The organism is Octadecabacter temperatus (genome assembly GCF_001187845.1).
GTDB lineage: Bacteria > Pseudomonadota > Alphaproteobacteria > Rhodobacterales > Rhodobacteraceae > Octadecabacter > Octadecabacter temperatus.
The window spans coordinates 2,486,171-2,503,871 of record NZ_CP012160.1 but is presented as its reverse complement, the minus strand read 5'-3'; the positions used below and the strand labels follow the sequence as shown (position 1 = coordinate 2,503,871).

Sequence of the window (17,701 nt, the reverse complement as noted above, 5' to 3'; positions counted from 1 at the left end):
CCCCGATGAAGGAGCGGTTAGTTGGTCGTGTGTATGAGGCGTTCTGCTTGTGACATAGCCAGAACATGTCGAGCAGATGAGGGCGCGTCAAGCGTAAGGTCTGCGATCAGTGCAGGTGCCTTGAGGCGGGGCCGTTTTGCTGCTGATGTGAAAAAGCGGACGTTCGTGCGATCTGCAGCGAAAGTCGGCTTTGAGCCCTCTTTGCCGTTTTGCTGCATCGTGGCCAAAGTCCGGTTTCGGGAAACAGACAAAACTGAGCCTGAAACCACGGCCCAAAGGAGACATTGCTCGACCCTCGGCTATGCTGCGATAGCAGCCCGCATTGCTGCCATTCGCCCCAACCGCAAATTCAGATGTTCGGCGTATTCACACAACGCAGGCAAAGTTGCCTTCATGTCCTCAGGTCTGCTTTTTATTTAACCGTAGTCTGCAAGGCTATCCTCGATGCAAAGCACTGGTTGAAATACTGTCATTGAGGCCAAATAATGTGGCTGCATTCTCATAATACACCTTGTCCAGAACCGGTGCGGGCAAATTCAACCCATAGATATTCCAGCGCCCCGAACCCGGGATTTTGTCCGGACTGTAGCTGAAATATTCGTCCGACGTTTCAAGGAACCGCGCATAGATGGCGTAGGTGACGCGATCAGGGCCCGCGTCGGTTCCGAATAGAATACGGTCACTGTGGTCCATGAAAAACTTTCGGGCCGCAAAAGGTTGGCGGCCCAGTTCCGCGATGCGTGCTGAAAAATCTATCATCAGGTTTGGGCAGGCATCCAGCAATGCCCCGACCCATTGCAGATTTTCGGCGTAACAACCGACATGAGCGCCGATGAACGTTGTCTTTGGGTGGCGTTTGACCAGTCTAGCGAAGGCTTCGATCAAATCACTGAACGACGGGAACCTGTCGGGTGGAAAAGACCAGTCGGGGTTCTGGCCAAGTTCTTCGATGCGTTCGTTGTGCGGTGTTATCGGGTCAAAGAATGCGACGGGATCCGCGATATGGATCATTATAGGAAGGCCAATTGCGCCCGCCGTTTCCCATATCGGATCAAGGCGTGGATCATCGATTTTCGCCAGTTGCCCGGCGTCATCAGTGACGTGCAAGCCAAAGGGTTTCCAGATTTTGAGGCCTTCTGCCCCCCGTGCGGCCTGCGCCTCAAGTCGTTTGGCGGATTTTTCGGCAAACCTGTGCCCATCATCCGCCCAACGGCCCCAATCGACGCCGCCATAAACGCGGTATTGATCGGGCCGCAGCGCTTTGTAGCGTCGCAACCGATCGTCGAGAATGTCTTCGCCCCAGCCGCCGTCCAGATCGACATAATGTGCGACGCCAAGGCTGTCGATATGATCGAAAAATTCAACTGCCGGACGCGCGGCCCAGTCACCGCCAAACGCGCCCAGATGGTTGTGCGCATCGATACACCGACGTGATGGCCCACTTATCGATGTTTCATGGGTCACCAACGTGGGGTGAGGTGCGAAGTCTTTCAACTCCATCAGGTGTAGCGCGGCAGCCAGTCGTCATGAGCGGCCAGCAATTCATCCACCATGGCTGAGGATTGATCCAAGGTCAGTTCCGCCGACGTATGCGGGTCAAGCATTGCAGCGTGATAAATCGAATCCTTCTTGCCCGTAACAGCGGCGTTCACGACCTCGCGTTGGACGGCGATGGACTTGCCCATGATGGACGTCAGCATCGACGGCATCGGTTCGGCGCGCATGGGCGAAATGCCGTTGCGATCGACGTGGCAGGGGACTTCGACGATGCAATCATCGGGCAGAGCGGGGATCAGACCGTTGTTTGGGACGTTGCCCCAGATGGTTTGGGGTTTGCCAGTTACGATACCTTCGATAATGCCGGCGGCGTATTCGTTTGAACGTTCGACCTCTAAAGGCGCGTCGCCCTCAAGTTCCTTTTGAAGCTCGCGCCATTCGGCAATCTGTTCTTCGCAGCGGTACAGGTATTCGCCGATCCGCAGTTGATTTTTCTTAACGATTTCAGGGTGCGCGGCCTTGAGGTACCAAGAGCTGTATTCGCTAAAGTGCATTGAACTTTCGGTGACGAAATGCCCGACGCGGCGCAACATATCGAACCGCACCTCGTCGTATTCAGGGTAGGTGCGATCCTGCGCCATCTGTTTCAGGCGCGGATAAAGGTCTTCGTGGGTGCCATCAGGATGGACCAATTCAAATTTGGAATAGAACGCCACATGGTTGATACCGCCGCAGCGATAATGCAACGCATGCGGATCAACTCCCAGCATGCCAGCCAATTCATGTGCGGTTTCTTGCACGGAATGGCACAGGCCCACGACCTTGATATTGGGGAACTTTTCCTTGATCGCCCAACAGTTGATCGCCATCGGATTGACGTATTGCAACAACGTCGCGTCGGGGCAAAGTTCCTCCATATCCGCGCAAATGTCGAACAGAACGGGGATCGTGCGCAGGCCGCGCATAATGCCACCAATACCCAAGGTATCGCCAATCGTTTGGCCAAGGCCGTATTTTTCGGGGATTTCAAAATCGGTGACGGTGGCGGGTTTGTATCCTCCAACTTGCATCATCAGAATAACGAAGTCAGCACCGTCCAATGCGGGACGACGTTCAAGGTGGCTTGAAACCTTCAGGTCTTTGATCCCCAGAGTTTCTCCAATCCGGCGCGTCACGGTTAGCGAAGTCTCAAGGCGTTCGGCGTCAATATCAAACAGTGAAATTTCGGCGTGTTGAAGTGCAGGAATAGACAGCACGTCACCCAAGATCGATTGGGCGAAAACGGTGCTGCCAGCGCCGACGAGGCAAATTTTAGTCATAAGGTTAGGTCCTTTGGAAACAGGGGGTTATTTGACGCCCGTCATCGCGATGCCCGCAATGAACTGACGTTGAACGAAAAAGAATGCGATCATGATCGGGGTGACCGAGATTAGGACCGCGGCCATCATGATCGTCCACTCTGCGCGATACAGCCGTTGAAAGAGTGAAAGCCCGACCGGGAGCGTCGTTTTTTCAAGATCAGACGGCAGGTAGATCAGCGCGGTGAACAGGTCGTTCCACGATGACATGAACGCAAAGATGGCAAGTGCCGCCAGAGCCGGGCGCGCCAATGGCAAATAGATGCGCCACCAGATCGACAACAGCGATGCGCCATCAAGGCGGGCGGCGTCCATCAGATCCATAGGGATCGTGCGGAAATATTGACGCAGCAGAAAGACACCGAAGGCACCGCCTAGAAATGCAGGAAGGTAAAGCGGGGCGGCGGTCCCATAAAGGCCAAGCCAGCGGAAAATCAGGAATTGGGGGATCACCGTCATCTGCGCGGGGATCATCAGTGTGGCCAAAAGCAAAACGAACAATGCTTCGCGACCACGGAATTTGACGACAGCAAACACGAACGCGCCCATGGAACAGGTGATCAACTGGCCGATGGTCGACAGTGCCGCAATTTTGAAACTGTTCCAGACCAGATGGCGAAACTCCATCAACTGCCACGCGTTCGAAAAGTTATCGAGAGTGATTTCTTGCGGGATCAGGCGTTGATCAAACTGATCGCCGGGCACCTTGAGGGCGGTGGACATCATCCACACAAACGGGCCTATCATGATGAACGTGCCCAACAACAACAGCGCGTAAAAGATCGCGTTTTCGCGCATGTGGTTGCCGAATGTGGGTTTAAGAAGGTGGGCGTTTGACATGACCTAGCCCCACCGTTTCTGGAGTTGATTGTAGATCAACGTCAGCACCATGATGATACCGGCCAGAACGACTGCCTGTGCGGCGGCGTCCCCCATGCGGAAGAACTTGAACCCTTCGCGGTAGAGATTGAACACCAGCGTCGGCATGGTTGATCCGCCCCCTTGGGTGGATGTCAGCACGTAAACGTAATCGAACGCCTGGAAAGCGTTAATGGTCGACAGAATGACTTGGAAAAAGATCGACGGGATCAGCAGGGGCAGCGTGATGCGCCAGAATTGCTTGGATCGCGAGGCGCCATCTAACATTGCGGCCTCGTACAGGTTTTTGGGAATGGCTTGCAGGCCCGCGAGGAAGATAATCATGCCTTCGCCCACAGCGCCCCAGATATTCACGACCACCACGGAATACAGCGCCATATCGCGCCCCAGCCAATAGACAGGATCCATCCCAACGGTTGACAGCATGTTGTTAAGAAGCCCCTGATCGCGGGAATAAATCCAGCTCCAGACAAGACCAACGGCTACGGGCGACGTCACAACGGGGAGGAAAAAGAACAGCCGGAACAGCGATTTACCAACGACATGACGGTTGAGCAACAGTGCTATCGCGATGCTAAGGATCACGGTGCCAGGGACGTAGATGGCAGAAAAAAGGGTTGTGACGCGCAGGGACTGCATAAATCGGCGATCACCGGGCAGGTCGGTGTAGTTTTCAAGACCAACCCATTCGGGCGCGGTGAACAAATCCCAGTCGTAAAAGCCCAACCAGAGTGTCGCAAAGATCGACCCCAAAACGCCAAGCCCAAGTCCGAGCATTGTCGGCGTGAGCAAGACCCCGGTCCAAAACCTCTCGCGGCCTTTTGGCGTCATTCCGTCGACTTGCATAACGCCGCATTCCAATCGAATGTTGGGTAAAAAAGTCATCGGGGCAGCATTACGCCGCCCCGACGGGGAGAATTAATTTCCGAGAGCGTCGTCAGCAGTTGCCGCGATTTCATCGAGAGCCTCGGAAATTGACCATTCACCGGCCCACGTCATACCAAGGGGTTCGCCAACAAGGCCGGACCATTCTTCGTACCCGCGAAACGCCGGCTTGGCGCGCGCATATTCAAGCGCATCCACAAACATCACGTGATCCCCTGGCGATGTCTGTTCCAGGTACGCAGGACCAGAGGCCGCCGCTCTGTTCACCGGAATGGCAAAACCCAAAGATGCGAGGATCGATTGACCTTCTTCAGACACCACAAACTCCATGAATTCATAAACTTCATCTGGATGTTCTGTTGTCGCACTGCCCACGATACCGGCAGAATTAACCAATGTCGCACGACCAGCTGGACCGGACGGGAACGGTGCCACAGCCCAATCAAAATCAAGGCTAGAATAGGCAGGAATAACCCAGTGACCCGAGAACGTCATCGCAGCCACGCCTGCCTGAAAACCATCCCAACCGTAGGATTCAAGGTTTTCTTCGGACATGATGGATTTATCTTCGACGATCAGCGCGTTGATGTAATCAAACGCATCGCGTGCTGGGCCTTCGGTCATTAACGTGGTCGAAAAGTCTTCTGATATGATTTCGCCGCCGTGGGCAAACACAACCGGGCCCCAAAATGGCTCCATGTCCCATGCTTCGGTGCCAATGCCCCATTGATCAATATTGCCGTCGCCGTCTTTGTCGATTGTAAGGGCTGCAGCGGTGGTGCGCAGATCATCCAGCGTCCAATCAGCGGACGGATACTCAAGTCCGGCTTCGTCAAGCATCGCTTTGTTGTAATACATCACGATGGTCTGGAAATCGCGGGGCAGGCCGAATGTGCCAGCTTCAAGTTGATAGGACGACAGTGGCCCAGCATAAATACCATCCAGAACGTCAGAATCGGCCAAGTATGGTGTGATATCAAGCAAGGCTCCACGAGCTTGCCAATCAGGGTAAATCGGGGCGTCCATGGCGAACAGATCAGGCGCATCACCACCGGCGACCTGCACCAGAAGTTTTTCCCAATAGGTGCCCCAGTCAGACACTTCGACGGCAATGTTAATGTCAGGATGTTCTACCTGAAACGCCTCGACCAGCTGTTCCCAGACGGCGATTTCTGGCGGGTCGCCCCACATCATATAGGTCAGGTCGGTTTGCGCCGCCGCAAGGCCGGGGACCATCATGGTCGCCAATGCCGTAGTTGCGAAAATGTTTGTATATTTTTTCATTGGTTAGAACCTCCGTGTCGCGCACTCCCACTATGGGTTGTGCTGCAAAAAATATCTTTGCCTTGGGTCTTGTTTGATGCCCGAGTGCGTAAGATGGAAACAGCCTAGCATCGTATTTACGAAGTTTGGCTTGAATTTTTTCCGACGCTAGGGTAATATTTTCCGGAAAAGAAGTGATTTAGAGGTTTTCATGTCAACGGCTGATACGCGTCTTTATGACCCCCCCGAAGAGGGCCTTGCGCCTGATGATTTTTTTGTCGAGCGCCACGAGGCGGATGCCATGCCTGCCGCGCATTGGCATGACCACCTTGAGATCAACTGGGTCCCCAAAGGTCGGATAGATTACCTGATGAACGGGCGGCGCGTGTCGCTGTTGCCGCGTCGCATCGGGGTATTTTGGGCGGCGATAAATCACCAGACTATATCGGTGCAAGAAGACCAGATGATGTATTGCGCTTACATCCCAATCGGTAGTTTTTTGGCCTTGCCAATTGATCCCGAATTTCGGGCGTCTGTGTTGGCGGGCGCGCTTGTGCAATCGGGTGTGGAATCCCCCGAAGACGGTTACAGGCTTGAGGATATGGCGGCGGGTTGGGGCGGTGCGGACACTGTTGTGCAACAAATCTGGCGCGAAGAAATCCTGTTGCGGCTACGGCGTATGTCTGTGGAACCACGCCAATCGGGCACACTTGAGGGGGCGGATTTGTTGAAGGGACGGCGGGCAACCGGTGTGCGGCATGTGGAGCAAATGACGGCGTTCATTCAGGATAATTTGGCCGACCCGATTGATGTTGCAATCATCGCAAGCCAGACCGGATTGCACCCCACAAACGCACAAGCCGCCTTTCGTCGTGTCCTTGGAATGACCATCGCGCAATACCTGCGTCGCCAAAGGTTAAGCCTCGCGATGCGGCTTCTGGCAGAGACCGATCATGGCATTTCAGAGATCGCACACCGCGCCGGATACAGTTCTTTGACGCGGCTTTATGATGCGTTCAAAACGCATCTTGGGCGGACACCACGCGATTACCGCTCCAAGATGCGCGGGCATTAGTTCTGGCGTTCGCCATTGCGGAAAACGTGCAACTGCGTCGGGTCAGGGGACAAGAAAATGTCGTCTCCGGCTTTGGGGAAATCGCGTGTTGTCATGGTGTAAGTCACGGCCGTTTCACCAATCATCGCCGAAACATGGGTTTCATGACCCATCGTTTCCACAAGCGTCACTTTGGCAGGCCACCCATGGGCGGCACGGTGCAAATGCTCGGGTCGCACACCAATAATCGTCGTATCTTCTTGCGCCAGATGTATTCCCGTGGCCACGACCAGCTTTGTACTATCTTGGAGCGTTAAGGCACCCGCAGCATATGATCCTTCAAACAGGTTCATCGGCGGTGCACCAATAAATCCAGCCACGAATGGCGTTAAAGGACGGTCATAAAGATCAAGTGGCGTGCCGATCTGTTCGACATGCCCGGCGCGCAGTACCACAAGCCGGTCGGCCAGTGTCATCGCTTCGACTTGATCATGAGTCACATAAATCGTCGTCGTTTTCAGTTTGTCATGCAGGGTCTGGATTTCGCCGCGCACCTGTCCGCGCAGTTGTGCATCAAGATTGGATAGCGGTTCGTCGAACAAGAAAATCTCTGGGTTGCGCACGATGGCACGCCCCATCGCCACGCGTTGCATTTGCCCGCCAGATAGTTCTTTAGGGCGGCGTTTCAGATACGGCGTCAGGCCCAAAATGTTTGCCGCATGTTCAACGGATTTAGCAGCTTCGGCCTTGGGCACCGATGCCATTTCCAGAGCAAACCCCATGTTCTGGCGCACGGTCATATGCGGATACAAAGCGTAGGATTGAAACACCATGGCCACATCACGTTCGGCGGGTGCGACTTCGTTAACGACTTTATCGCCCATTGAAATCTCGCCTGATGTGACGGCCTCAAGCCCCGCGATCATCCGCAAAAGCGTGGATTTCCCGCAGCCGGATGGGCCCACAAGGGCGATAAATTCCCCTTCGGCCACATCGAAATTGATGCCGTGTAACACTTCTACGGCGCCGTAGGACTTAGTGATGTTATCCAGTTTCAACGTACCCATAGTCTAGCCCTCCTGACAGGCGGTGGTGTAGGGGGCCAAGGCCGCACGGATCGCGCCAAGAACAAGGTCGCGCGCCACGGGCAATTGCGTGCCGTCCGCAACATCATCCGCCAAGCGGCCAAGATGTTGAGAGATCAAAGACCACGGTATTTCGCTGCTCCCAAGCGTCGCCAAAAGGGTATCCATCGCGGCCTTCGCGGTCGGGTCCGGCCACAAATACCGGATCCGGTCGGACCGCCCGAAATGGCGCTGGGTTTTTTGTTCATGCTCGGTGCCGCTGACATAACTGCGCCATTGTACTGGGTTTTCCATCATGACCGCTTCCATTGTTTTGGGCAGGAATCCGGCCACGTAGTCATCCGACATTTCACCCGCGATGGCATCCAATCCGTAAAATGCCTCGCGCATCGCAAAGGTTAATCCAGGGCCAACCTTGAGGATTGGAAAGCCGTCTTGCACCAATTGGGACAGGACTTGTGCGGGTTGATAGTCGGTCGAATGGGCTTCGAAGACTAAGGCGTCTTGGGCCGCCCGCCATTCAGACAACTGTGCTGCTGCGCTTGAAACATAACGATCAATGTCGATCTGGCCAAATTCGACACCGGGCTGAACGACAAGGCCGACAATTCGGGGCCAGACGTGGTCAAGGTTTGCCGATCTTAACGCGTCTACATGGGCCAACACGGTGGCAGCCGCGTCTTCGGGGCGGGACACGACCAAATGTTCGTGGCCCTCTGATGCGCCACCGGGAACTGGAACTTCGGTGCCAATGATATAGGCGGGGGGCGGATGGCCACCGGCTGTGGCCCCATCTTCAGACTGCGCCATAAGGGCTGCGGCGCGCGCGGCGATGACGTCATTGCTGAGGGGGATGGGATCGTCGGCGCACGACATTGACGCATCCAGATGGATTTTTGCAAATCCGGCTTGAGCGTAGGCTTTTGTCATCACGAGCGCCTTGGCCATAGCATCTTGCGCAGGTAAATGACGCCATGGGTTCGGGCCAAGGTGATCCCCGCCAAGCAGTATGGTGTCGTGCGGGACGCCAACCGTATCGGCAATACCCATCACAATGTCGCGAAAATCAGCCGGGGTCATTCCGGTATATCCGCCGTCTTGGTTGACCTGATTGCACGTCGCTTCAATGCAAGGGATTTGACCGGCGGTGTGGGCCTCGATCAATCCGGCCTCGATGACCAACGGATGCGCGGAACACACGCAGGTCACACCTGGTTTTTGACCGGCACCATGGGCCGCTGGCAGCGCGATAAAAGCCTCTAGTGGGGTCATGCTAAAACCACGACTTTACTCAAGTGGCGGGGGGCTGTGGTGTCAATGTTCTTGGATTGTGCATGACGTTCGCCGAGCAATTGTAACGCTGGCAGGGCTTCTGCGCCCACAAGGTCACCGATTGCGCCGACAGGCAAGGACACATCCCCCGGCCCACCAATCCCGACAACGAATGCGCCTTTGGCTTGGACTTCTTGGACAAGATCCGCGTCCGCCGCTGCTGTGTCGCTGTGATACAGCATAACGACCGCAGATCCTTCGTCGATCAAGCTGATCGGGCCGTGGCGATATTCACCGGGATGAAACGTCTGCGTCGCGGTGATCGCCATTTCCATTAGCTTCAGGCCGCCTTCAAGCATAACGCCGTAATGTGCACCCCCACCAAGAAACACGATGTGGTCGCGGGTATGGAATGGGGCAATATCAGCGGCGTTCAATGCGTTCAGCAACGTTTCTGCCTGTGCTGTGAGTACATCATCAACCGTCAGGCCGGCCAACGCATAGCCTGCAAGCAGCATCAAGGACGCAGATGATGTCATCACTATGCCTTCGGCAGGATGCGTGTCATAGACGATTACCGTGTCAGAGGCGGCTTCCAATGCGGTCTTTGGCGCGCAAGATATCCCCGTCACATGAAGGCCCCGCGCCCGACTGGCCTGTGCGGCCCGCACCGTTTCTGTTGTCGTGCCGCTGCGCGACAATGCAATGATCTTAGCGTTGGCACTTTTGGGCAGATAGGCCTCTGGTCGGTCAAACCATTCACCCGCAGGCACGCCAATCGCGCTGTGGCCCGCAGCGCACATTGCAGCGGCCACGGCGAGGGCAAGGTTATAGCTGGTCCCACAGCCGATCACGACGTAGGTGACTTCGGTAACAGGCAATGGCGCTGGCATCTTTGCCTTGCGCCAAAAGTCGAATTGTCCGGTGATACCATCAATTGTGAGTGCCATCTGAGAGGCTCCTTTGAGTGTCATAAATGAGTGCCTTGCGACATAACTTTATCGGTCCAAGCAGGTGAGGTGTCCCACCCTGCCAGTGTCGCAGCATGAAGAACGCCCCCGACCAACGCGCTTGTCGCGGGTGGTTTTGCCGGGCCAAGTGACTGCGTCATCGCGTCAGTGATGTGTGTGCTTTGAAAGACAGAACCGGCATGGGCCCACGGCTGGGACGTGTGCAAAACAGATTGCGCCAATGCGGTCAAATGGCATGCGGCTGCGCCCAAAATAGAACGCGCGGTGACGTCACCTGACAAAGACAAATCATCCACGGTACGTGCAACACTTGCGATCCGCGCACGACTTGAACCATCCTGCATTGCCCAGTCCAAAAGCCCGAAAGGATGGTTTGGCGCATCTAGCGCATCAGCCAATTTCGCGGCGAACCCGACGTGTGGCGTTCTGCCATCCAGTTCTGCCGCGGCGCGTGACAACGCCTGTTGCCCGATCCAGAACGCGCTGCCCTCATCGCCCAGCCAATGGCCCCACCCGCCAGATCGCCGAATATCGCCACCAGCTTGCCCGATGGCCATTGATCCTGTGCCCGCCAGAACCAAAACACCGTTCCGATCAGGGAACGCACCGCGAAAGGCCAATTCGACGTCATTGATGATCAGATGATCGGCGCTGATCTTAGTTTTGATGAAATTTACGGCTTCGGTATCATGCTTTGGGACTTCCCCAAAACCGGGCATGCCAATGACTGCAAAATCGATGCCCGGCGCCTGATCAAAAAGGGAACCAAGCGCATTCTGCCAACCGAGCCTATCTTGCGGATTGCACCCCTCCGCTGGCGTCAAAGTATGCAATGCGCCGTGGACGTCCGCAACAAGGCCCGCCGTTTTGGTGCCCCCACCATCAATGCACAGAACAGTCCTATCCATGTGAAACCCGAAGGGTCGCGGGCTTGCCAGACTGGGTAAATGACACATCGGCTGCATCAATAAATGCACCAAACGCGCCTGTCGGTTTCGCGTCCGAGATCAAATGGTTGCCTTCGCCCAATTTGGTGACCGCGTGGGTGATGCGTGTGTTGAATTTCGTACCATCAGCAAGAACGACCAGCGATGCACTGCGTGCAACCATTTGTGCGTTTGTTGCGGCTTCGTCTGCGTCAAGACTTGTGATGTGACCCCCAAGATCAATGGCAGAGGCCCCTAAAAACAAGCGGTCGAACCATAAGCTGTCCAACATCGCAATCGCAGCTGGCCCCACCATCGACAGGTTTTCAGATCGCACGCGGCCGCCAATAAGCGTGACGTTCACATGGGCGACGTGCGCCAGTTCTTGCGCGATGACCAACCCGTTGGTGAACACATTGATCGGAACCGAATTGCTTTTGATATGGCGCGCCAGTTGAAGAACAGTCGTACCAGCATCCAGAAAAATTGCCTCATTCGGCTGGATAAGCGCAGAGGCCGCGTTGGCAATCGCACGCTTTGCAGCGATCTGATTGTCTTCACGCGCCGAGAATGCCAGTTCCTTTTGTGATCCGGTTGCGATGCGCGCGCCCCCATGCAGCCGTTCGATCCGCCCCGATTGCTCCAGTTCGGACAGATCCCGCCGCACAGTCGCAGGAGAGGCATTTAAGGCGACCACAATATCATGCACCGACTTCTGACCTTGCGATAAAAGCAACAAGAGCAGTTTAGATTGACGATCTTCGGTCATGATTCCATCCTTGGTTCAAATGCATCCAACCAAATAATACGATCAAAAACAATCACCAAAATGACTTATAATGATCATATTGTGCATTTCCATCCCAGAAACCGCGCGGTACGTTGCATCAAACACCATTCAAATGAATGCCTTAGGAGCTTTTGCATGACACATACATTGATCATAACAGCCCATCCTTCTAGGGGCTCTTTCACCAATTCATGGGCGAAAAAAACAGAACAGGCATGCCTGCAAGCAGGTGGAACTGTGTCACGTTCAGATTTGGTGCAGATGAATTTTGATCCGGTCGAGCGGTTTGAACACTATCCAGATCATACAGGTTCAGACGTTCTTAAATGTCAGGAGGAAGCATCAGAGCGCGGGACGCTGCCAACCGAAATCGAAGCCGAAATCGCAAAATTCAGAGCGGCTGACAGGATCATTTTGCACTTCCCAATCTGGTGGTTCGGCCCACCCGCGATTATCAAAGGCTGGTGTGAGCGTGTCCTAGCAAACGGCGCGATGCACACCGCGAGCGAACGATTTGATGCAGGGCGGTACCGCGACAAAACCGTATTGTTTTGTACCAGCACAGGATCTGGCGAAAGCGAAAGCTCACCAGACGGCAAAGAGGGCGACGTGCGTATGCTTCTGTGGCCATTGGCTTACACCTTTCGATATCTGGGATGTAACGTCGCCCAACCACAGGTCATCCACGGAGTTCACGGTTATTGGAAAGACCATGAAAAACAGCAGACAGAGGCGAGGTTGGCGGATCGATTATCCGCGCATGCTGGCATCATCGACGGTTTCGACGAATTGCCCCTGATGCAATTCAATGAGGATAGTAATTTTGATGAAGATGGCCGCCTAAGGGCTGATGCACAAAGCGTGACAGCTTTTATCACCCACATCTAAACAGCACCCTTAGGCGCGCATTAGAGCCCAATCTGACCAATGCTGCGGTCTACAGCAACATCGGCTAAGTGATGAAAGTCAGTTGACCTAAGATGAATTTTTGGTACCGAAATAGAATTAGCAGGCACCATGCTAAACGTGGAGGAAAGCTGGGGGAATAACGGTAACGCTGCCGGGGCAAGCACCTGTTAGGCTGACCTGCGATACCAATAGCGTTGAACCGCGCTATCCTTACCAAGGCACATCGGGCAGTTACGTAATTTCATTGCAGGAGGTGTCGGCTCTGTGACGCTCGCAAGTAGCTTGGTGACTGCCGAACATGCGGCAGACTGCCTTAGCATCGTGAATGAAAATCAAGTCCGTGAAAATGGATGCGTCCAAAGCCAAGACCCAACGGAATGCTGGGCCGACGAAGCTGCCGCATGGGACTTACAATTGGCAATCGAATTTACCGATGCGATGACGTTTATTAAATTTTCTATAGGCCAAAATTTTGCCAATGACCTGCAGGCGTCTCAAATCAGTTGGAGCAATACGCGCGAACGCGACTGCAAGGTATACTGGCCACTATTGTTTGCCCATGACAGCGGCGCTGCATATTGCCATGCTGAATATACGGCAAAACGGATCGATTTTCTGCGCGATGTCGTGAACCGCTCTGAATTCCAAGGATAGCGACCGGGGTGAAAATCTCTAATCCGCGAAGCAGACATTGGCGCAAGTGCAGCTAAAGGCAGCAGAGTCCGCAGTCTTCCAGTTCAGGCACCGTGCAGCGAAAGTCCGTTCATACTAGACCAGTCGTTCGTGGTCAGCGCAGCTTACGACCGCTGAGAGCCCGCACTACCTATTTTTTGCGATGCCGCGAATGTCTGATTTCGGGAAACAGAAAAATACAGCCCTGATAACACGGCCCTCAGTGGCCATATATATTGAAAATCGAGTCCAGCTGCTACTTCGCCAAAGCGGACATTGTAGTGTTGCGCTGCAATCGCATGGCTCGATGATCTACTATCCGAGTAAACCACCCTTCTGAGAGCAGTAGCGACCTAACGCTAAACTCCGACCATTCCGGCGGCAGTCCGCAATAAAAAAAGCGCTTCTGGCCAATTGAAGTATTGCATATCTAATCGTCGTGGCTGTCTATTTTTCGTTCTATGCCTCAAGATCGCTGAATAACTAACCGCGCCGTTACACCCGTTGCGGAGTCTTCGAATGTCAGTCTGCCGCCATGCAGTTTAGCGATTGTCGCCACAATAGTAAGTCCAAGTCCGTGGCCATCTATCGTCTTGGTGTTCTCACCACGTTGAAACGGTGCCAAAAGCTCTTCTATCTCAGCGGCAGAACTTTCAGAGCCTTCATCTTCGATGATGATGGTTGCGGAGTGCGCGTTTGCTTCTAGCGATACCGTAGCGCGGCGACCGTATTTAAGCGCGTTCTCAATCAAGTTGGTGATCGCCCGTTCAAGCGATACGGGACGCCCATAAACGACTGTGTCACGATCATTGGACACCACACCGTAGCCTTGCCGCGACATGAAGATAGATTTCCCACCTTGAACGATGACGTCTTTGGCTTTGCGCAATGTCACTGGGCGGTCCACGTCTTGGTAGTTGGAAACGATTGCGTCCAACAGCGACGTCAACGACAGGTTACGCGGTTCTTCGGCACCCATTTCCACATGGGTATAGGTCAGCACGCTTTCGATGATGCCTGTCATGCTGTCGATGTCGGTTTCAAATTTGCGGCGTAAGTCTGCGTCTTGGATCAACGCGGCGCGCAGGCGGAGCCGTGTGGCGGGTGTGCCAAGATCGTGGCTCACGCCCGAGAGGACAGCGGCACGACCCGCCAATTGCTCGCGTTCGATTTCCAGATAGCTGTTAACTGCTGTAATGATTTCTTGCAGTTCTTGTGGGCCAGTTGGATCATAGCGAGTGGGGCCGCCGACGCGTCGGCGGTTTCTCAGCTGTCCCGCAAAGGACAAGAATGACACGGGCAAATTCAACGCGACGGTCATGAGAATGCCGGTGGCGACCACCGCCAAAAGCGCTGCGAGTATGCGGCGATCAGGGGGGGCAGCGGCGCACCCCCAAACCGCGTCGCCTTCCACTTCAACCCAGTCGGCATCTCCCATGCGGGCCACGACAAACGGATCGTTACATAACGTGGCCAATTTTCGAGTGATCGCGCCCATGGTTTCTGCCGCCGTTTGCCCGTCGCGGCGCGGTAGATCTGCAAGACCGTAGGTCAGATCGGGTGAAAGGATAGCCATAGTGACAGAGGCCCCAGTGATCTGATTGGCAGCATCGGGCAAGATTGGGACAATCGTGATCCGCGAGGCAGGCGAAGCACCCACAATTTGGCGGAATGATCCGCTTGTTGCATGTATCTGGTCGTCGGCGGGTAGGCGTACGAACTCTATGCCTGCTGGGGGGGCGGTGCCGTTTTGCATTGCGTAATACAAAGTCACGCCAGCATCGTAGGCTTCGGTGCCATGTGCGCGCCAATCGGACGTGGATTTTGTCCACATCCAAACCGTGCCACCGCCCATAATAAGCGCCGCAAGAACCAATATAGATCCTATCATGCGCAGGCTGTTTAGAGGGTTTTTCACGTGTCTGACACCGCGACATCTACGGCGAATACATAACCGACCCCGCGTTCCGTTTTCAGAATTTGGGGCTCCTTCGGGTTCGCTTCGATCTTGTTACGCAAGCGACCTACCAAAACATCAATCGCGCGGCCCGTCGCCTCATTGGGAGACTGGCCTTCGCCAGTGGCATCTAGGTTGGTCGCAATTTCCTCACGTGTGAGGGGGATGTGCGGGTTGGCGAGCAACACTTGCAACAATGCGGTTTCGCGGTGCGATAGGGCGACTTGCACTTTTACAGGCGATAGAACGTCGCCTGTTTTGGCGTCATACGTCCATCCATGGAACTGAAATGTTTTGGTGTTGCGACGGTGCACCAAGGACGCCGACCGACGCGCGCGCGACAGCACTGCTTTGACCCGCGCCAGCAACAATTTAGGGTTAAACGGTTTGGCGATATAATCGTCAGCGCCAACCGCATACCCTTCCATACGCTGGTGATCGGCAGACAAAGCAGACACCATAATAATCGGCACGTCCTGTTCACGCCGCAGCCGCTTACAAATTTCCAGTCCATTCTCGTCGCCCAACATTACGTCGAGTAAGACCAGATCAACGCGGCCCCCATCGATGTGGCTGCGGACCTCGGTCTCATTGGCAGCCGGTAGGGCAATCGACCCGTTCTGTCGCAGAAACTGCGTCATCATCTGCCGCATGTCAGGGTCATCATCGACGACAAGGATACGTGGAATCGCCATGGTTCAATTTCTCCAACGCACGATGAGGTTTCTTATCGGACAAGGGTGCGCCATCTTGTTATGTAACAGAATGCAACAAAATCGAGAGCAACGTAACAGCGTGTAACAAGGCGCGCCAATTTCTACATCCGCCCCACGAATACCCGTCATGTTGCAATTGCATAGATACAGTTGTTGCCGTCAGTTACCGGCATTCGAGCCGCAAAGAGCGGTCTTTTCTGGGAGGAAATCGAAAATGAAATCTTACGTATTGAGCACCGCATCCGCGATCGCTGTTTGTGCCGCTGGCGCGGTATCTGCTGACGGTCACGCTGAAGCAGAAGTTTTACACTACTGGACATCCGGTGGCGAAGCGAAATCGGTCGCAGTTCTGCAAGAAGAGTTCGCTGCAAACGGCGGCACATGGACAGATATGCCAGTCGCTGGTGGCGGCGGTGACGCGGCTGGTACAGCCCTGCGTGCACGTGTTCTGTCCGGAAACGCGCCGACAGCGGCACAGATCAAAGGCCCAGCCATTCAGGAATGGTTTGCCGAAGGCGTTCTGGCTGACATTTCCAGCGTTGCAGAAGCCAACGACTGGGCAAACCTGCTTCCAGCCTCCATCGCAGCACACATGCAGTGCGAAGGCACTTGGTGTGCGGCGCCGGTAAACGTACACCGTGTTGACTGGATCTGGGCCAACACAGAAATCTTGGCCGCTAACGGCATCGAGATGCCAACAACTTGGGACGAGTTCAACGCTGCAGCCGAAACGCTGCAAGCCGCTGGCATCATTCCACTGGCCCACGGTGGTCAGGCTTGGCAGGACGCGACTGTGTTCGAAACTGTTGTTCTGGGTCTCGGCGGCGCTGAGTTCTATCAGGCAGCCCTCGTAGACCTCGACCCAGAGGCGCTGACATCCGACACGATGATTGCAGCGTTTGATCAGATGCGCACCATGCGTGGCTATGTTGATCCAAACTTCTCTGGTCGTGACTGGAACCTCGCCACAGCAATGGTCATGAACGGCGAAGCCGCTTTCCAGATCATGGGTGACTGGGCAAAGGGTGAATTCCTCGCCGCTGGTAAAGTGCCGGGCGTTGATTTCACATGCGCCTCCACTCCGGGTGACGGCTACCTTTACAACGTGGACAGCTTTGCAATGTTCTCTGTTGAAGGCGACGGCAAAGCCGCTGGTCAGGAACTTCTGGCTGAACTCATCATGGGGCCAAACTTCCAAGAAGTGTTCAACATGAACAAAGGTTCCATCCCAGCGCGCACAGACGTTGATCTGTCCGGCTTTGATGAGTGCGCGCAGATTTCTGCTGCTGACATGGCGTCCACAAACGATGGCGGCACATTGATGCCATCTTACGCACACGGCATGGCACTGTTTGGTGCCCAGTCCGGCGCGATCACAGACGTTGTAACAGCGCACTTCAACTCAGACATGTCTTCTGAAGAAGCGGTTCAGATGTTGGCAAACGCTGTTGCGAACTCCCGCTAACC

At 54.8% G+C, this 17,701-nt stretch carries 16 protein-coding genes; 4 read left to right on the top strand and 12 right to left on the bottom strand.

The annotated features are described in order from the left end of the window. Window positions 1-435: 435 nt before the first annotated feature. The 5 genes from OSB_RS12565 to OSB_RS12545 are packed head-to-tail and all read right to left on the bottom strand — an operon-like array spanning window position 436 to window position 5,903. Window positions 436-1,500 (bottom strand): amidohydrolase family protein, encoded by a 1,065-nt coding sequence (locus OSB_RS12565; RefSeq protein ID WP_049835322.1) that lies wholly within the window; start codon window positions 1,498-1,500, stop codon window positions 436-438. Continuing rightward, window positions 1,500-2,816, bottom strand: coding sequence for an alpha-glucosidase/alpha-galactosidase (gene melA / locus OSB_RS12560; protein ID WP_049835321.1), 1,317 nt, complete (start codon window positions 2,814-2,816; stop codon window positions 1,500-1,502). The genes OSB_RS12565 and melA overlap by 1 nt, the downstream gene beginning before the upstream one ends. 27 nt (window positions 2,817-2,843) lie before the next feature. Continuing rightward, window positions 2,844-3,695: a carbohydrate ABC transporter permease gene (locus OSB_RS12555; protein ID WP_049835320.1), complete on the bottom strand. Its 852-nt coding sequence runs from the start codon at window positions 3,693-3,695 to the stop codon at window positions 2,844-2,846. A 3-nt stretch (window positions 3,696-3,698) separates the two neighbouring features. Next, window positions 3,699-4,619 (bottom strand): carbohydrate ABC transporter permease, encoded by a 921-nt coding sequence (locus tag OSB_RS12550; RefSeq protein ID WP_082166468.1) that lies wholly within the window; start codon window positions 4,617-4,619, stop codon window positions 3,699-3,701. A gap of 33 nt (window positions 4,620-4,652) precedes the next feature. Next, window positions 4,653-5,903 carry an ABC transporter substrate-binding protein gene (locus OSB_RS12545; protein WP_049835318.1) on the bottom strand — a complete coding sequence of 417 codons (1,251 nt, stop codon included), beginning with the start codon at window positions 5,901-5,903 and terminating at the stop codon, window positions 4,653-4,655. Window positions 5,904-6,093: 190 nt separating this feature from the next. On the opposite strand from OSB_RS12545, the gene OSB_RS12540 reads away from it, so the two are divergent. After that, on the top strand, window positions 6,094-6,957 hold the full coding sequence (locus OSB_RS12540) for a helix-turn-helix domain-containing protein (protein WP_049835317.1): 864 nt from the start codon (window positions 6,094-6,096) through the stop codon (window positions 6,955-6,957). Here OSB_RS12540 and OSB_RS12535 read toward each other — a convergent pair. Genes OSB_RS12535 through OSB_RS12515 form a run of 5 tightly spaced genes read right to left on the bottom strand, consistent with a single transcriptional unit; the run spans window position 6,954 to window position 11,959 of the window. Then, a complete protein-coding gene (locus tag OSB_RS12535) occupies window positions 6,954-8,003 on the bottom strand; it encodes an ABC transporter ATP-binding protein (protein WP_049835316.1) in 1,050 nt (349 codons plus the stop codon). The two genes, OSB_RS12540 and OSB_RS12535, sit on opposite strands and share 4 nt — an antisense overlap. 3 nt (window positions 8,004-8,006) lie before the next feature. Then, a complete protein-coding gene (locus OSB_RS12530; protein ID WP_049835315.1) occupies window positions 8,007-9,293 on the bottom strand; it encodes a class II D-tagatose-bisphosphate aldolase, non-catalytic subunit in 1,287 nt (428 codons plus the stop codon). Next, entirely contained in the window at window positions 9,290-10,243 is a 954-nt protein-coding gene (locus OSB_RS12525) for an SIS domain-containing protein (RefSeq protein WP_049835314.1), read from the bottom strand. Before OSB_RS12525 ends, OSB_RS12530 begins: the two co-directional genes overlap by 4 nt. A 20-nt stretch (window positions 10,244-10,263) precedes the next feature. Beyond that, window positions 10,264-11,172 carry an N-acetylglucosamine kinase gene (locus OSB_RS12520; protein WP_049835313.1) on the bottom strand — a complete coding sequence of 303 codons (909 nt, stop codon included), beginning with the start codon at window positions 11,170-11,172 and terminating at the stop codon, window positions 10,264-10,266. After that, complete coding sequence (locus OSB_RS12515; RefSeq protein ID WP_074202302.1) at window positions 11,165-11,959, bottom strand: DeoR/GlpR family DNA-binding transcription regulator; 795 nt, start codon at window positions 11,957-11,959, stop codon at window positions 11,165-11,167. Before OSB_RS12515 ends, OSB_RS12520 begins: the two co-directional genes overlap by 8 nt. A 156-nt stretch (window positions 11,960-12,115) precedes the next feature. Here OSB_RS12515 and OSB_RS12510 point away from each other — a divergent pair, with 156 nt between their 5' ends. Together OSB_RS12510 and OSB_RS12505 are read left to right on the top strand one after the other, a co-directional pair. Next, window positions 12,116-12,868, top strand: coding sequence for an NAD(P)H-dependent oxidoreductase (locus OSB_RS12510; RefSeq protein WP_049835312.1), 753 nt, complete (start codon window positions 12,116-12,118; stop codon window positions 12,866-12,868). Window positions 12,869-13,174: 306 nt separating this feature from the next. After that, entirely contained in the window at window positions 13,175-13,543 is a 369-nt protein-coding gene (locus OSB_RS12505) for a lysozyme inhibitor LprI family protein (RefSeq protein ID WP_159435589.1), read from the top strand. Window positions 13,544-14,027: 484 nt separating this feature from the next. Here OSB_RS12505 and OSB_RS12500 read toward each other — a convergent pair whose 3' ends face one another. After that, window positions 14,028-15,452, bottom strand: a complete 1,425-nt coding sequence (locus OSB_RS12500; RefSeq protein ID WP_049835310.1) for a sensor histidine kinase — start codon at window positions 15,450-15,452, stop codon at window positions 14,028-14,030. 23 nt (window positions 15,453-15,475) lie between these two features. Then, complete coding sequence (locus tag OSB_RS12495; protein WP_049835309.1) at window positions 15,476-16,213, bottom strand: response regulator transcription factor; 738 nt, start codon at window positions 16,211-16,213, stop codon at window positions 15,476-15,478. A gap of 235 nt (window positions 16,214-16,448) precedes the next feature. On the opposite strand from OSB_RS12495, the gene OSB_RS12490 reads away from it, so the two are divergent. Continuing rightward, window positions 16,449-17,699, top strand: coding sequence for an ABC transporter substrate-binding protein (locus OSB_RS12490; RefSeq protein WP_049835308.1), 1,251 nt, complete (start codon window positions 16,449-16,451; stop codon window positions 17,697-17,699). Window positions 17,700-17,701 lie beyond the last annotated feature (2 nt).

Bases quoted from the DNA above. Each gene is read 5' to 3' on its own strand.
- OSB_RS12490 (WP_049835308.1), top strand. From the start codon at position 16,449: ATGAAATCTTACGTATTGAGCACCGCATCCGCGATCGCTGTTTGTGCC.
- OSB_RS12565 (WP_049835322.1), bottom strand. From the start codon at position 1,500: ATGGAGTTGAAAGACTTCGCACCTCACCCCACGTTGGTGACCCATGAA.
- OSB_RS12555 (WP_049835320.1), bottom strand. From the start codon at position 3,695: ATGTCAAACGCCCACCTTCTTAAACCCACATTCGGCAACCACATGCGC.
- OSB_RS12510 (WP_049835312.1), top strand. From the start codon at position 12,116: ATGACACATACATTGATCATAACAGCCCATCCTTCTAGGGGCTCTTTC.
- OSB_RS12515 (WP_074202302.1), bottom strand. From the start codon at position 11,959: ATGACCGAAGATCGTCAATCTAAACTGCTCTTGTTGCTTTTATCGCAA.
- OSB_RS12545 (WP_049835318.1), bottom strand. From the start codon at position 5,903: ATGAAAAAATATACAAACATTTTCGCAACTACGGCATTGGCGACCATG.
- OSB_RS12530 (WP_049835315.1), bottom strand. From the start codon at position 9,293: ATGACCCCACTAGAGGCTTTTATCGCGCTGCCAGCGGCCCATGGTGCC.
- OSB_RS12495 (WP_049835309.1), bottom strand. From the start codon at position 16,213: ATGGCGATTCCACGTATCCTTGTCGTCGATGATGACCCTGACATGCGG.
- OSB_RS12540 (WP_049835317.1), top strand. From the start codon at position 6,094: ATGTCAACGGCTGATACGCGTCTTTATGACCCCCCCGAAGAGGGCCTT.
- OSB_RS12525 (WP_049835314.1), bottom strand. From the start codon at position 10,243: ATGGCACTCACAATTGATGGTATCACCGGACAATTCGACTTTTGGCGC.
- melA (WP_049835321.1), bottom strand. From the start codon at position 2,816: ATGACTAAAATTTGCCTCGTCGGCGCTGGCAGCACCGTTTTCGCCCAA.
- OSB_RS12535 (WP_049835316.1), bottom strand. From the start codon at position 8,003: ATGGGTACGTTGAAACTGGATAACATCACTAAGTCCTACGGCGCCGTA.
- OSB_RS12500 (WP_049835310.1), bottom strand. From the start codon at position 15,452: ATGATAGGATCTATATTGGTTCTTGCGGCGCTTATTATGGGCGGTGGC.
- OSB_RS12520 (WP_049835313.1), bottom strand. From the start codon at position 11,172: ATGGATAGGACTGTTCTGTGCATTGATGGTGGGGGCACCAAAACGGCG.
- OSB_RS12550 (WP_082166468.1), bottom strand. From the start codon at position 4,619: ATGACTTTTTTACCCAACATTCGATTGGAATGCGGCGTTATGCAAGTC.